Annotated in this window: 11 protein-coding genes; 6 read left to right on the top strand and 5 right to left on the bottom strand. The window is 64.8% G+C overall.

Annotated elements, in window-relative coordinates; translation table 11 throughout:
• Both AX730_RS16700 and AX730_RS16695 read left to right on the top strand, forming a co-directional pair.
• Positions 1-927 (top strand): MlaD family protein, encoded by a 927-nt coding sequence (locus tag AX730_RS16700; protein ID WP_062358333.1) that lies wholly within the window; start codon positions 1-3, stop codon positions 925-927.
• Positions 924-1,553, top strand: a complete 630-nt coding sequence (locus AX730_RS16695) for an ABC-type transport auxiliary lipoprotein family protein (protein WP_062358332.1) — start codon at positions 924-926, stop codon at positions 1,551-1,553. The genes AX730_RS16700 and AX730_RS16695 overlap by 4 nt, the downstream gene beginning before the upstream one ends.
• Positions 1,554-1,568: 15 nt before the next feature.
• On the opposite strand, the gene AX730_RS16690 is transcribed toward AX730_RS16695, so the two are convergent.
• On the bottom strand, positions 1,569-2,192 hold the full coding sequence (locus AX730_RS16690; protein ID WP_062358331.1) for an alpha-ketoglutarate-dependent dioxygenase AlkB family protein: 624 nt from the start codon (positions 2,190-2,192) through the stop codon (positions 1,569-1,571).
• 82 nt (positions 2,193-2,274) lie between these two features.
• On the opposite strand from AX730_RS16690, the gene AX730_RS16685 reads away from it, so the two are divergent.
• Positions 2,275-3,885, top strand: coding sequence for an electron transfer flavoprotein-ubiquinone oxidoreductase (locus AX730_RS16685; RefSeq protein ID WP_062358330.1), 1,611 nt, complete (start codon positions 2,275-2,277; stop codon positions 3,883-3,885).
• Positions 3,886-3,897: 12 nt separating this feature from the next.
• On the opposite strand, the gene AX730_RS16680 is transcribed toward AX730_RS16685, so the two are convergent.
• Both AX730_RS16680 and AX730_RS16675 read right to left on the bottom strand, forming a co-directional pair.
• Entirely contained in the window at positions 3,898-4,536 is a 639-nt protein-coding gene (locus AX730_RS16680; protein WP_062358329.1) for a CoA transferase subunit B, read from the bottom strand.
• Positions 4,536-5,267, bottom strand: coding sequence for a CoA transferase subunit A (locus tag AX730_RS16675; RefSeq protein WP_062358360.1), 732 nt, complete (start codon positions 5,265-5,267; stop codon positions 4,536-4,538). Before AX730_RS16675 ends, AX730_RS16680 begins: the two co-directional genes overlap by 1 nt.
• A gap of 112 nt (positions 5,268-5,379) precedes the next feature.
• Between AX730_RS16675 and AX730_RS16670 the strand changes: the two genes are divergently transcribed.
• From AX730_RS16670 to AX730_RS16660, 3 genes are all read left to right on the top strand, one after another.
• Positions 5,380-6,312: an ATP-grasp domain-containing protein gene (locus tag AX730_RS16670; RefSeq protein ID WP_062358328.1), complete on the top strand. Its 933-nt coding sequence runs from the start codon at positions 5,380-5,382 to the stop codon at positions 6,310-6,312.
• A 76-nt stretch (positions 6,313-6,388) separates the two neighbouring features.
• Entirely contained in the window at positions 6,389-7,135 is a 747-nt protein-coding gene (locus tag AX730_RS16665) for an electron transfer flavoprotein subunit beta/FixA family protein (protein ID WP_062358327.1), read from the top strand.
• Positions 7,135-8,073: an electron transfer flavoprotein subunit alpha/FixB family protein gene (locus AX730_RS16660; RefSeq protein ID WP_062358326.1), complete on the top strand. Its 939-nt coding sequence runs from the start codon at positions 7,135-7,137 to the stop codon at positions 8,071-8,073. The genes AX730_RS16665 and AX730_RS16660 overlap by 1 nt, the downstream gene beginning before the upstream one ends.
• Positions 8,074-8,346: 273 nt before the next feature.
• Here AX730_RS16660 and AX730_RS16655 read toward each other — a convergent pair whose 3' ends face one another.
• The gene (locus tag AX730_RS16655; RefSeq protein ID WP_062358325.1) at positions 8,347-10,659 is read right to left on the bottom strand and encodes an FG-GAP-like repeat-containing protein; all 2,313 of its coding nucleotides are present in this window, start codon (positions 10,657-10,659) and stop codon (positions 8,347-8,349) included.
• 410 nt (positions 10,660-11,069) lie between these two features.
• Positions 11,070-13,112: a hypothetical protein gene (locus AX730_RS16650; RefSeq protein WP_062358324.1), complete on the bottom strand. Its 2,043-nt coding sequence runs from the start codon at positions 13,110-13,112 to the stop codon at positions 11,070-11,072.
• Positions 13,113-13,129: the final 17 nt, after the last annotated feature.

Below are 13,129 nucleotides of genomic sequence, written 5' to 3'. Positions count from 1 at the left end.
ATGGAAACACGCGCCAACTACGTCCTCATCGGGGCCTTCACGCTGATCATCGCCACCGCGTTGCTGCTGTTCGGCCTGTGGGCAGCGAAGTACTCCTCCGAACGCACCTGGCAGGAATACCAGGTGGTGTTCCGCGAGGCGGTCACCGGCCTCACCGTCGGCAGTCCGGTGCAGTACAACGGCATCGCGGTCGGGTCCATCACCAAGCTGTCGCTGGCACCGAACGACCCGCGCCAGGTGATCGCGCGCATCCGGGTGGAGTCGTACACGCCGGTGAAGACCGATACCCGCGCGAAGCTGGCGATCACCAGCCTGACCGGGCCGACCATCATCCAGCTCAGTGGCGGCACGCCGCAGGCACCGACGCTGACCAGCGTGGACACGCGCGAAGCGCCGGTGATCCAGACCGCACCGTCGGCGCTGCAGAACATCACCGACACCGCCAATCGCATCGTCGAGCGCCTCGACCAGGCGCTGAGCGACAAGAATGTCGCCAGCATCACCGCCACGCTGGCGAACCTGGAGTCGATGAGCAACGCGCTGGCCAGCCACGAAGATGGGCTGGAGTCGCTGATCACCAGCGCGCGCGATGCCGCGCAGAACCTGGACAAGACGCTCACCACCACCAACGGCACCATCGAGCGCCTGGACCAGAACCTGGTGCGCGAGCTGCCCGGCATCCTCGACAAGCTGGACAAGACGCTGACGAAACTTGATTCCGCCGCGGGCAACGCCGACGCGATCCTCGGCGAAAACCGCGCCGCCATCAGCAGCTTCGCCAACGATGGTCTCGGCCAGCTCGGCCCGACGCTGACCGAACTGCGCGGCCTGGTGCGCGACCTGCGCCGCGTCAGCGATCGTCTCGAAGGCAATCCCGCGCGCTACCTGCTCGGTCGCGACGCACCCAAGGAGTTCGACCCCAAATGAAGCCGCTGCGCCTCGCCCTCGCCGTTCCTTTCGCTCTCGCGCTCGCCGGCTGTTCGATCCTGGGTAGCGAACAGCGCGATCCGGTCACCATCTACGCGCCCGACGTGCGCGTCGCACCGCGCGCCGAGTGGCCCGCCGTGGCGTGGACGCTGGTGATCGCCAAGCCCACTGCCGCGCGTGTCACCGACAGTCCGCGCATCAGCGTGCGGCCGACGCCCGGTGAGCTCCAGGTCTACCGCGGCGTGTCATGGGCGCTGCCGGCGACCGACATGCTGCAGGATGCCGTGCAGCGCACGCTGGAGGATTCCGGAAAAATTCCCGCAGTGGCCAGCGCCGATGCCGGCGTCCTCGGCGACTACAAGCTGGTGATGGACCTGCGCCGCTTCGAGGCTGATTACGCGGGCGGCGCGCTGCCGGCCGCGGTCGTCGAAGTGAATGCCAAGCTGGTCAACAACCGCGACCAGCGCGTGATCGCGTCGCGCACCTTCCTGCAGCAGCGCCCGGCCAGCAGCGTGGACGTCGCCCAGGTCGCGCCGGCTTTCGAACACGCGCTGGAAGCCGCCACCGCCGACATCGTCGGCTGGGTGCTGGCGTCCGGCAACGGCGACCCGAAAGCGCCCCGCTGATCCACGCCACGCACGTCAGCGGCGACGCGCAGGATCGATCCAGCGGAACGTCAGGTTGATACGCGGGTCCACCTTCCGTGTGGTCCGCGGCAACGCATGCCGGTACAGCCGCTGTGTGTCGCCCGCCATCACCAGCAGGCTGCCATGCGGCAGCTCGAACGCGCGTTTCAGCGCAGGCTCCTGGCGATGCTTCAGCAGGAAGCGACGGACGCCGCCAAGACTGATCGACGCGATTACGGGCTGCGGACCGAGCTCCGGCTCATCGTCGCTGTGCCAACCCATCGCATCGCGACCATCGCGGTAGAGGTTCGCCAGCACGCTGTTGAACGACGTTCCGAGCTCCTGCTGCAGGCGCTCGCGCAGGGACGACAAGGCGGCATTCCACGGGTGCGGCAGGAAATCCGCACCGGAATAGCGGTACACCGCGTCCGTATCGCCGATCCACGCGCTCAACCTCGGCGAATCGACGCTACGCCCGAACAGACGGATCCGGTGCACGCTCCATGGCAGCGTCTGCCGCAGCTCATCGAACAGCGCATCGGCCTCCGCGGCCGGCAACCATGCAGGGCGATAGACCAGACGCGCGCCAGGCAATGCGGCATCCGATCCATCCCCCGATAGCGGAAACGGTATGGTCATGCCGCGATGCTCGCGGATTTGCCCCGCCCCGTGCAAACCCCGAAAATACCGGAAGCCAAACGCCACGCTGGAGCCGAGCCCGATGTCCGATGTCGAACGCGATGTGATGGAGTACGACGTCGTGACCGTCGGCGCGGGGCCGTCGGGCCTCGCGTTCGCCATCCGGCTCAAGCAATTGAATCCGGAGATCTCGGTCTGCGTGATCGAGAAGGCCAGCACCATCGGCGCGCACATCCTGTCTGGCGCCGTCATCGAGCCGCAGCCGCTCGATGCCCTGCTGCCCGGCTGGCGCGACAATCCGCCGCCGGTCTGCGTGCCGGCAGCGGACGACGAGTTCTGGTACTTCAGCAAGACCGGCGGCCACAAGTTTCCGATGGTGCCGCCGGGCATGCGCAACCACGGCAACTTCATCGTTTCGCTCGGCGCGATGTGCGCCTGGCTGGCACCGCAGGCCGAAGCGCTGGGCGTTGAAATCTATCCGGGCTTCGCCGCGTCCGAGACGCTGCACGACGACGATGGCAAGGTCGTCGGCGTGCGCATCGGCGACATGGGCATCGCGAAGGACGGCAGCCACAAGCCTGGCTACACGCAGGGCATCGACATCCGCGCCAAGGTCACCGTACTCGCCGAAGGCGCGCGCGGCCACCTGACCAAGCGGCTGGTGAAGCGCTTCGCGCTGGACAAGGACAGCGACCCGCAGGCGTATTCGATCGGCATCAAGGAACTGTGGCAGGTGCCCGAAGGCCGCGTCACGCCCGGCAAGATCGTGCACACGCTCGGCTGGCCGGCCAGCAACGACATCTACGGCGGCAGCTTCCTGTACCACCTGGAAAACAACCAGATCGCGCTTGGCTACGTCAGCGGTCTGGACTACAAGGATTCGGAGTACAAGCCGTGGGAAGCCTTCCAGCAATGGAAGAACCACCCGTTGATCAAGCCCGTCCTCGAAGGCGGCAGCATTCTCTCAGCGGGCGCGCGCGCCATCGTCACCGGCGGCTGGCAATCGCTGCCGAAGGTCGAGATGCCGGGCGCCCTGCTGATCGGCGATACCGCCGGCCTGCTCAACGTGCCGAAGATCAAGGGCACGCACCAGGCGATCCGCAGCGGCATGCTGGCCGCCGAGCACCTGATCGCCTCGCAGCTCGCGCCCGAAGGGTTCGATGCGAAGCTGCGCGCCTCCGATGCGATGGCCGAACTGAAGTCCGTCCGCAACATCAAACCGGGCTTCAAGAAGGGCCTGTGGTTCGGCATGGCCAATGCCGCGTGGGAAACCGTCACCGGCGGCCGTTCGCCGTGGACGTTGAAGGTCAAAGCAGACTGGTCATCGATCGACAAGGTCGGCGAACAGGAAGCACCCAAGCGCGACTACGTGGACCGCACGCTGGCGCCGCGCGACCGCCTGCAGGGCGTCTACTTCGCCGCCACCGAACACGACGAAGACCAGCCCGTGCATCTGCGTGTGCACGACACCTCCGTCTGCGTCAGCCGCTGCGCGGACGAGTACGACAACCCCTGCACGCGCTTCTGCCCGGCAGGGGTCTACGAGATCATCGACGGCGACGACGGCAAGCGCCTGCAGATCAACGCCGCCAACTGCGTGCACTGCAAGACCTGCGACATCAAGGACCCCTACCAGATCATCGACTGGGTGACGCCGGAAGGCGGCTCGGGGCCGAATTACCAGAACCTGTAGGCTTTCATAGCCTTACTGTCTTGATTGCGAAAACGGAACGCCCGTCTTCGTAACGAGCTCGGCTTCGGTCACGCCGTCTGCCATCTCGACAAGCTGAAGCCCTGCTTCGGTCACATCGAACACGGCCAAGTCCGTGATGATTCTGTCAACGACCCCCACCCCGGTCAGCGGGAGATCGCACTGGGGCAAGATCTTGTGGCTGCCGTCCTTCGCCACGTGCTCCATCAGCACGACGATGCGCTTGACGCCTGCCACCAGGTCCATGGCGCCGCCCATGCCCTTGACCATCTTGCCAGGCACCATCCAGTTGGCCAGGTCGCCCTGGTCGGTCACCTGCATGGCGCCCAGTACGGCCAGGTCGATGTGCCCGCCACGGATCATGGCGAAGGAGTCATGGCTGCCGAAGTAGCTGGCGCCCGCACGGGCGGTGACCGTCTGCTTGCCCGCGTTGATCAAATCGGCGTCGATCTCGTCTTCGGTGGGGAACGGGCCGATGCCCAGCAGGCCGTTCTCGGACTGCAGCCAGACATCGACGCCGACCGGGATGTGGTTGGCGACCAGGGTCGGCAGGCCGATGCCCAGGTTGACGTAGGCGCCATCGGTCAGTTCGCGGGCGGCGCGCTGCGCCATCTCATCGCGGGTCCAGGGCATCACTTGTCTCCTTGGCGGACGGTGCGCTGCTCGATGCGCTTCTCGGGGGCGGGGTTGTGGACGATGCGGTCCACGTAGATGCCGGGCAGGTGCACATGGTCGGGGTCGATCTCGCCGACCTCGACCACTTCTTCGACTTCCGCGATGCAGACCTTGCCGGCCATGGCGCAGGCCGGGTTGAAATTGCGGGCCGTCTTGCGGAACACAAGGTTGCCGGCCTTGTCGGCCTTCCACGCCTTCACCAGCGACACGTCGGCGCTGAGTGCGGTTTCCATGACGTACCAGTGCTCGCCGAACTGGCGGGTCTCCTTGCCTTCGGCGACCACGGTGCCGTAGCCCGTGCGGGTGAAGAAGGCCGGAATGCCGGCACCGCCGGCGCGCAGGCGCTCGGCCAGCGTGCCCTGCGGATTGAATTCCAGCTCGAGTTCGCCGGAAAGGAACTGGCGCTCGAACTCCTTGTTCTCGCCCACATAGGACGAAATCATCTTCTTGATCTGGCGGGTTTCCAGCAGCAAGCCCAGACCAAATCCATCCACGCCCGCATTGTTGGAAATGGCGGTCAAGCCCTTCGCGCCGCTGTCGCGCAGCGCGCCGATCAGCGCTTCGGGGATGCCGCAGAGCCCGAAGCCGCCAACGGCCAGCGTCTGACCATCAGCCACGACACCCTGCAACGCGTCTGCCGCACTGGGATAGAGCTTCTGCTTGCCTCCGGAGCCGGGGTTACCCGTCATGGCGCGATCCATTCGATGAGGAAAGCGCCATTCTACCCAGCGTCCCGGAGCCGACACAGGTACTTTCGGGCAATGGGAATCGCGTGTGGGGCGTGCGCGTACACTGGCAGGCATGAAGACCCTCGCCCTCGTCACGGCCGTGGCCGCGTCCGGCCACGACGACGATCTCGTGCCACTGCTCGATGCCTGCGCCGACGCCGGCCTGCAAGCCCGTGCGGTGGCATGGGACGACCCCACGGTCAGTTGGGCGCGTTTCGATGCGGTGCTGCTGCGCTCGCCCTGGGACTACACCGAACGCCTGCCTGAGTTCATGGCGTGGTGTGCGCAGGTCGACCAGGCGACGGAACTCCTGAACCCACTCAATGTGGTCCGCTGGAACACGGACAAGCACTATCTCGCGGACCTGGCGACCATCGGCATCCCGGTGGTCCCCACGCACTTTGTGGAGCCGGACGCCGAGCCCATGGAGGCGCTGGCCGCCTTCCTTGGCGCTTTCGATGCGAGCGAGTTCGTGGTCAAGCCGGCCATCAGCGCCGGCGCCCGCGACACCCAGCGCTACGGGCGTGACCAGCAGTTCGCTGCCGGCAACCATGTCGCGCGCCTGCTCGACCAAGAGCGCAGCGTCATGTTGCAGCCCTATATCGCGTCGGTGGACCAGCGGGGTGAAACCGCCCTGCTCTACTTCGATGGGCAGTTCAGCCACGCCATCCGCAAGGCGGCCCTGCTGGCGCCCGGCGAGGCTGCCCGACAGGCGCCGATGGCGCTGGGCGAGATCGCCGCCGGCAGCGCAACCGCGTCCGAACAGGCCCTCGCAGAGAAGGTGCTCGCCGCGACCGCCCGGTTGAGGCAACTTGAGTCGCCACTCGCCTATGCCCGCGTCGACCTGCTGACCGGGGCCGATGGCGAGCCCTGCCTGCTTGAGCTGGAGCTGACCGAGCCCTCCCTGTTCTTCGCCCAGGCCCCCGGCAGCGCGGGACGGTTCGCGGCCCTGCTGGCCGCCCGATTGGCGGACGGTACCGTACGGGCTCGCATGGCCTCCGCCTGACGGCTAAAATCGCCGTTCTGCCCTCGGCCAGCCGCCGCGGCCGGGCCTCACCGTTGCATACAGGAATTCCCGCAGGATGAAGATTCTCGTCGCCTACAAGCGCGTGGTGGACTACAACGTCCGCATCCAGGTCAAGCCGGACGGCTCCGGCGTGGTCACCGATGGCGTCAAGCTGTCGCCCAACCCCTTCGACGAGATCGCGCTGGAAGAAGCGCTGCGTCTGCGTGACAAGGGCATCGCGACTGAAGTCGTGGTCGCCACCATCGCCCCCACGGACGCCCAGGCCCATCTGCGCAACGGCCTCGCCATGGGTGCCAACCGTGCCATCCACGTGGTCACCGACCAGGCCATCCAGCCACTGACCGCCGCCCGCACCCTGCTCAAGCTGGTGGAAAAGGAATCGCCTGACCTGGTGATCCTGGGCAAGCAGGCCATCGATGACGATGCCAACCAGACCGGCCAGATGCTGGCCACGCTGTGGGGCCGCCCGCAGGCCACCTTTGCCGGCAAGCTCGACATCGCCGACGGCAAGGCCACCGTGGTCCGTGAAGTCGATGCCGGCCTGGAGACGCTCGAAGTCGACCTACCAGCCGTCGTCACCACCGACCTGCGCCTCAACGAACCGCGCTTCATCAAGCTGCCGGACATCATGAAGGCCAAGAGCAAGCCGCTGGAAACGCTGCAACTGGCCGACCTCGGCGTGAAATCCGCCGATACACACAAGATCACGCACTACGCACCGCCTGCCAAGCGCAGCAAGGGCGTCATGGTGAAGGACGCAGCCGAACTGGTTGCCGCACTCAAGCAGAAGGGGTTGCTGTAATGGCCAAGGTTCTCGTCATCGCCGAACACCTGGACGGCAAGCTCAACGCCGCCACCGCCAAGACCGTCAGCGCCGCCGCGGCCGTCAATGCGGAGGCCATCGATGTCGTCGTGCTGGCCGCCGACCCGACGGCCATCGCCGCCGACGCCGCGCAGATCGCCGGCGTCGCCAAGGTATTGACCGTCGCCAACGCCGCCAACGCGAACGCCATCGCGCAGGTGCTGGCGCCGCAGATCGCCAAGCTCGCCGCCGGCTACACCCACGTGTTCGCCCCGTCGACCACCTTCGGCAAGGACCTGCTGCCCTGCGTCGCCGCGCTGCTCGGCGTCAACCAGGTCTCCGACCTGATGGCCGTGGAAGGGCCGCACACCTTCAAGCGTCCGATCTACGCCGGCAACGCGATCATCACCGTCGAGGTGCCGGCCGACCAGACCGTGGTGGCCACCGTGCGTACGGCCTCGTGGCCGGAAGCCGCCAAGGGCGGCAGCGCGACGGTTGAAGCCGCGAGCGTCGACGCCACCCTGCCGACGCATACCCGCTACGTCGGCCTCGCCGCCGGCAAGTCCGACCGCCCCGACCTGCAGAGCGCCAAGCGCGTCGTCTCCGGCGGCCGCGGCGTCGGTTCGGCAGAGAACTTCAAGGTCATTTACGCGCTGGCCGACAAGCTGGGCGCCGCCGTCGGCGCCTCGCGCGCTGCCGTCGACGCCGGTTATGTACCGAACGAACTGCAGGTCGGCCAGACCGGCAAGATCATCGCCCCCGAGCTGTACGTCGCCGTCGGCATCTCCGGCGCCATCCAGCACCTGACCGGCATCAAGGACGCGGGTACCATCGTGGCGATCAACAAGGACGGCGAAGCGCCGATCTTCGAGATCGCGGATATCGGGCTGGTGGGGGATCTGTTCCAGTTGCTGCCGGAGCTGGAGCAGGCGCTTTGACAATCCAATGCAATGAGCCGCCCATGGGCGGCTCATTGCATTCGGCATACTGGAGTTCGCTACTGGGGACGTGGGTTCCTAACGTAGCCTGGTCATTTGAAGCCAGCCGGCGCTGAGCTGTCCATACAGATCGTTGCTGGAGGACGGGGCGCTGAACGATAACCAGGCAAACACCTGCGTGATCCCTGCCTTTTCATTCTTTTCCACATACGCCGGAAATGACAACGGCGACCGATAAGAGCGGTCGCCGCTGCGTTGTCCAGTCCAGGTCCTTTACGGATTGACGATACGCCAACCCGTACTTAGGCCACCGACGCCGATGGTGTCGAAGCCACCGGAAGAGTTTGCTTGCCACAAGACCAGATTGCGGTCCGATGCCCGGGTCCACATGATGTCCGAGCGACCGTCTCCGTTGAAGTCGCCGATTGCCGCGATGTCGTGGCCAGGGGGCGCCGGCAGCGCATTCGACGCGCTGGAAATGGTTGCGCCGTTCATCGTCCAATAGCCCAGTGCACCGCCTGCCGAGCCGTAACGCAGGATGATGTCGCTGCGCCCGTCGGCATTTATGTCGCCAGCGCCCGCAATCGTCCATCCCACACTGAGACCGCCAATGCCCAACGTATCGAAGCCATTGGTGGCATTTCCTTGCCATAGGACCAGATTGCGATCCGATGCGCGGCTCCACAGGATATCCAGGCGACCATCGCCATTGAAGTCGCCGCGCGCCACGATGTCGTGACCGGGGGGCGCCGGGAGTGCGGACGACGCGGTCGTGATGGCACTGCCGTTCATGAGCCAATAGCCCATCAGCCCACCCGCCGAACCATAGCGGAGAATGATGTCGGATTTGCCATCGGCATTGACGTCGCCGGTGCCCACGATGGTCCAGCCTGCGCTCAGGCCACCGATGCCGATCGTGTCGAAACCACCCGTCGAATTGCCTTGCCAAAGGACCAGGTTGCGATCCGATGCACGGCTCCAAAGGATGTCCAGGCGGCCATCGCCGTTCAAGTCACCCGTCGCCACCACGTCATGGGACGGGGGGGCAGGCAACGCAGACGAGGCCGTGCCGATGCTGGCGCCGTTCATGAGCCAGTAGCCGAGCAATCCGCCCGATGTGCCATAACGCAGCACGATGTCGCTGCGCGAATCCGCGTTGACATCATTGACCACGCCACCCTGGAACGGCACCAAGGTCGCACGGAAGGTCGCCACGACGGGAATCGTCTGATTCAGACTGCGGGCGTTGTCTTCGCTGTTCGCCACGCCGCACGCCAGATTACCACCGGTGCCACACGTACTCTTCAACGGCGTGGAGAAGATGCGATGCGCGGTCTGACCGGTGTCGCCGTACGCCATGATGGTATAGAAATTGCCGGCAGACGCTGCGGTCTTGTATCCGAACGAGTACGCATAGCGGCCGTACTGGAGCGCGCCCGTCGAGGTGGTTGAGTTGGCCCGGTCATGCGCCGAGCCCATCAGGTGAGCAGCCTCGTGCACCAGCGTTTCATCGGCGCAGTAATAGGTCTTTCCATCGCTACCCTGATCGAAACCATCGCTGATGACCGCAAAACCCCACGCCGCGTCTGCACTGGTGATTGCCGTCTGGCCTGCACCGTTCAACCATGCGATGCCGCAGCCCTCGTTCTCCGGCGTGTTGAACTTGCGAACCAGCACGGCGATATCAGCGCCGTACTGGTCGCGCGCGGTACGCAAAGGCGCGAGGCTGGCTGGCACTGTCACGGATGAGGAACCATTGCTACCGGTCAGCTCCGACAGCGCCGACTGGTTAGTCGTGGTGTTGGCGTAGCTCACCTGCACCGTATTGACGATCCGGAGATAGCCGTTGATGTCGCTGTTCGCGAAGGCCTGGTTACCGACCTGGATAAGGTACACGAGCCGGGTGGCAGCGCCGGAAGCGCCATTGTTGGCAGCTGCGAACTCAGGGGTGTAACCGATCGCGACGTCGATCGTGTTGGCGGATGTCGGCGGTGCGGCTTGCGAAATCGCCGTAGCGGCTTGTGCCACCGGCGCGGCCTGGCTTACGGCAGCGGCCATGGAGGAGCGCAACGCGGAGGCCTCGGGAACCATGATGTCGGTGTGACCCTTGGTCGCGGAAACCACCTTGGAGGGATCGGTCTGGACCACCCAGAGCGAACCCTGGCGCGTCTGCAGGCTCAACGCGGGCTTGCCGTTCGCCTGAGGAATTGAACCGAAGACGGCTTTCTCGCCGAAGGTGATGATGGCTTCCTGCCGCTGATCGCCGCCCACAACGCGGCCGATCCAGGTCCAGTTGCCATCTGTCTCCTCGACATGGCGCTCATAGCGCAACTTCACATTGCTGCCATCGGGAGCAGGCACATTCATCTCGCCCGCGATGACACCCTTCAATGCATGGGCTTCGCTGATCGAGGCGGGGTACCAACTATAGGCACCCTCAATCTTTGCGGGCTTGCTCTTGCCCGCGTACCGAATGAGAGCACCGCGATCCGGCTCGTTGGCGATGGATGCAGAAATCGCGCGTGCCAATGGCACCGACGCCAGCGGCATACCCGACTTGGTGCCCGTCGACGCGGCGCCGCGCATCGCTGCGACCCCTCCATCCGACCCCTGTCCGCTACAGCCAGCCAATACCAACATCAAGGCGCAAGCGCCAACCCGGACCTTCATTGCACACCTCTGTGGATACGACGCAATCCCCTGAAGCGGCACTATATAACAGCCGTTGTCAGCTTAAACAGAGGCGGCGCTTGAGGGCTGCGGAGACGTCCATCGTCGTACAGCTGGAAGTCACCTGCCCTCCCCATGACGATGGTGCTGCGCATCGCGCTTTGCAAATCTGGCAGGGAAAATCTGTGACAGTGCAAGCAAATATCGGTTCTGGACACTCAAGATTCAAGACGCGGCCTCCGAGGCCTGATGGGACGGATTGCCGGGAGGCGAGCGCGTTGCCAGGGCGAGGAGTCAGCACCATGCTTGACTCCCCGCAGACCCTCTCAGCGTGCTGCGCTGCCGGATAGCGCCCCAGTCTTGGCGGACCCCGGCGCGTCCCTCGCGGCAGTCAGCGAAAAGATCGACGCCACAATGCAGAGCGAGAAGATCGGCAGCAGGTACGGCGTGTGGATAGCCGGGAAAGACGATATGTCGACGAGCACCAGGATGATGGCGCGCGTGACGATCAGGATCCAGCATGCGGACGCCATTGCATAGGACAGCGTCCAGCTCCGAGCCACAATCGATCTGGCGCTTGCGTACAGGTAAGCCATCAGACCAAGGCCGATCAGTATGGGCATCAGCGCACCGTACAAGGGATACAAGGCCTCGCGTATCCAAGTCGTGACCCTGATCTTGCTATTCGGGAACCCCCCTTGCGTCCGGACTACCGTGCCCGGATTGTCGAACGCGAGCAGCGCATCCCCGACCGAATAGAACTGAGCAGGCAAGCGCTCCGAAGATGCCGCGATAGCGACTTCGGTCGATGCTCCATCTGGAGCCCGGAAGACCATGCTGCAACTCGCGACGCAATCCATGGACAATTTGAATCGCTGCCTGGAGGCAGCGGCGTCCTTCTGGCTGATCACGAGATCGGGACTATCGACTCTGTCCAGCCTGGGCGCCACGTCTTTACGCTTGGCATCCGAGACCAGGAGACTGAACCACTCCTGGCCGTCGGACTTGTCGTAGTACCAACCCGTCAACTCCACGTGCGCATTCGGAACGTCCTGCTTTGGTAGGTGCGCCGGGTAGTTGAGGAAGTCCAGCGTGTTCTCAAAGCGGGCCGGATCACCCACGACCTCTCCGGATGCGTAGCCCGGATAGCGGCCCGGGAAGAAGATCGCCGAACCGAGCTCTCTCAAGGAACGGGGGATCCAGCCCACCTGCTCCTTCGTAAGCGGAGGAAGCATCGGAATGTAGTCCTTGCTGCACCGTAGGTCGCCTCGACCACAAGCCGCCTCGATCTCGTCGGTCAACGCCGAGAAGAACTTCTTCGCGGCGCGTGGTGACGTGTAGTGCCCCTCTTTTTCGGCCGCATCCCTCAACGCCCACATGAAGAAACCATTACCCAGGTCACCGCAGGCGGAAGGCCTGAACATGCAACCACCGGCCTCCCAAGGAGACGTAGCACCCTCCGGATCCAGATGCTTGCGCAATGTGCGGAAGGTGGGACTTACCTCGTACAGCCGAAGCCTGGTCGGTCGGGGCACGGAGACGAACGGTACGGGAGGACCTACCTGGACCGACTCCATGACGGAGATCGCCGATTGGAAATCGCCGGATTTGAAGTCGACACCGACAAAACGGCCGTACGTCAGCAGATTGAGCGTGGAGAAAAGGAGCAGTACGCCTGCGAACGCAGCCGAGAACAGGAGATTGGGGCGGAGCCACGTGGCGAACGCAAGCCCATCCCGCCTGGACCCCAGGAAAGAAAAGGCGGCGAGAACCGCCAGCCCAGGCAGGATCCATACGCCCTCATCACGCGTCAGCCAGAACCAGCCCAACATGATGCCGGCGACAAGCATCACTCGCATCCTGTACCTGACGCTCGCGAAGAAAAGCCCGTACGCATACAGCGCCAGCACCAGCAGCGATTGACTCATGTAGATGCTGTCGCGTATCACGCGCGCCGGCTCGAGGATCTTCGGGTGGAACAGTGCCAGCCCGAACAATGCCACTGCCCAGGCGCGGCTTCCCGTCGCCCTGAACGCGATGAACGCGATCGCACCCACGGCGCCTACGTAGAACAGCGCTTGCGTGATGGTGATGGGAAGACCGGACCAGTAGCTGGCCGCAAGGAACATCGAGTACCCCGGCCCTTTGGCTAGCGTCAACGCGTTGAAACGTCCCAGCCAGCGACCACCCGCGAAGCTCTCGCCGATGCGGACAAAAAGATCATCGTCGTATGCCTGCCACACCATGATGACCAGAGGCGTGTTGGCAGCCAGGAAGACAAACAGCAAGACCAGGCAGATCGACAGCCCGGCAAGCAAAAACTTGCTGCGTTCAGGCGAGGCGGCAAGACCGCCGCCGAAGCGCCTCATGCCTCGCCACCAGAGAT

Origin of the sequence: Pseudoxanthomonas mexicana, from assembly GCF_001556105.1 — a bacterium.
GTDB lineage: Bacteria > Pseudomonadota > Gammaproteobacteria > Xanthomonadales > Xanthomonadaceae > Pseudoxanthomonas_A > Pseudoxanthomonas_A mexicana_A.
The sequence above is the reverse complement of the archived record's forward strand: the minus strand, read 5'-3'. Positions and strand labels throughout refer to the sequence as shown.

Excerpts from the sequence above, each read along its gene's own strand:
- AX730_RS16665 (WP_062358327.1), top strand. The coding sequence starts at position 6,389 with ATGAAGATTCTCGTCGCCTACAAGCGCGTGGTGGACTACAACGTCCGC.
- AX730_RS16675 (WP_062358360.1), bottom strand. The coding sequence starts at position 5,267 with ATGACGGGTAACCCCGGCTCCGGAGGCAAGCAGAAGCTCTATCCCAGT.
- AX730_RS16695 (WP_062358332.1), top strand. The coding sequence starts at position 924 with ATGAAGCCGCTGCGCCTCGCCCTCGCCGTTCCTTTCGCTCTCGCGCTC.
- AX730_RS16670 (WP_062358328.1), top strand. The coding sequence starts at position 5,380 with ATGAAGACCCTCGCCCTCGTCACGGCCGTGGCCGCGTCCGGCCACGAC.
- AX730_RS16655 (WP_062358325.1), bottom strand. The coding sequence starts at position 10,659 with ATGCGCGGCGCCGCGTCGACGGGCACCAAGTCGGGTATGCCGCTGGCG.
- AX730_RS16685 (WP_062358330.1), top strand. The coding sequence starts at position 2,275 with ATGTCCGATGTCGAACGCGATGTGATGGAGTACGACGTCGTGACCGTC.
- AX730_RS16690 (WP_062358331.1), bottom strand. The coding sequence starts at position 2,192 with ATGACCATACCGTTTCCGCTATCGGGGGATGGATCGGATGCCGCATTG.
- AX730_RS16660 (WP_062358326.1), top strand. The coding sequence starts at position 7,135 with ATGGCCAAGGTTCTCGTCATCGCCGAACACCTGGACGGCAAGCTCAAC.
- AX730_RS16650 (WP_062358324.1), bottom strand. The coding sequence starts at position 13,112 with ATGAGGCGCTTCGGCGGCGGTCTTGCCGCCTCGCCTGAACGCAGCAAG.
- AX730_RS16680 (WP_062358329.1), bottom strand. The coding sequence starts at position 4,536 with ATGCCCTGGACCCGCGATGAGATGGCGCAGCGCGCCGCCCGCGAACTG.
- AX730_RS16700 (WP_062358333.1), top strand. The coding sequence starts at position 1 with ATGGAAACACGCGCCAACTACGTCCTCATCGGGGCCTTCACGCTGATC.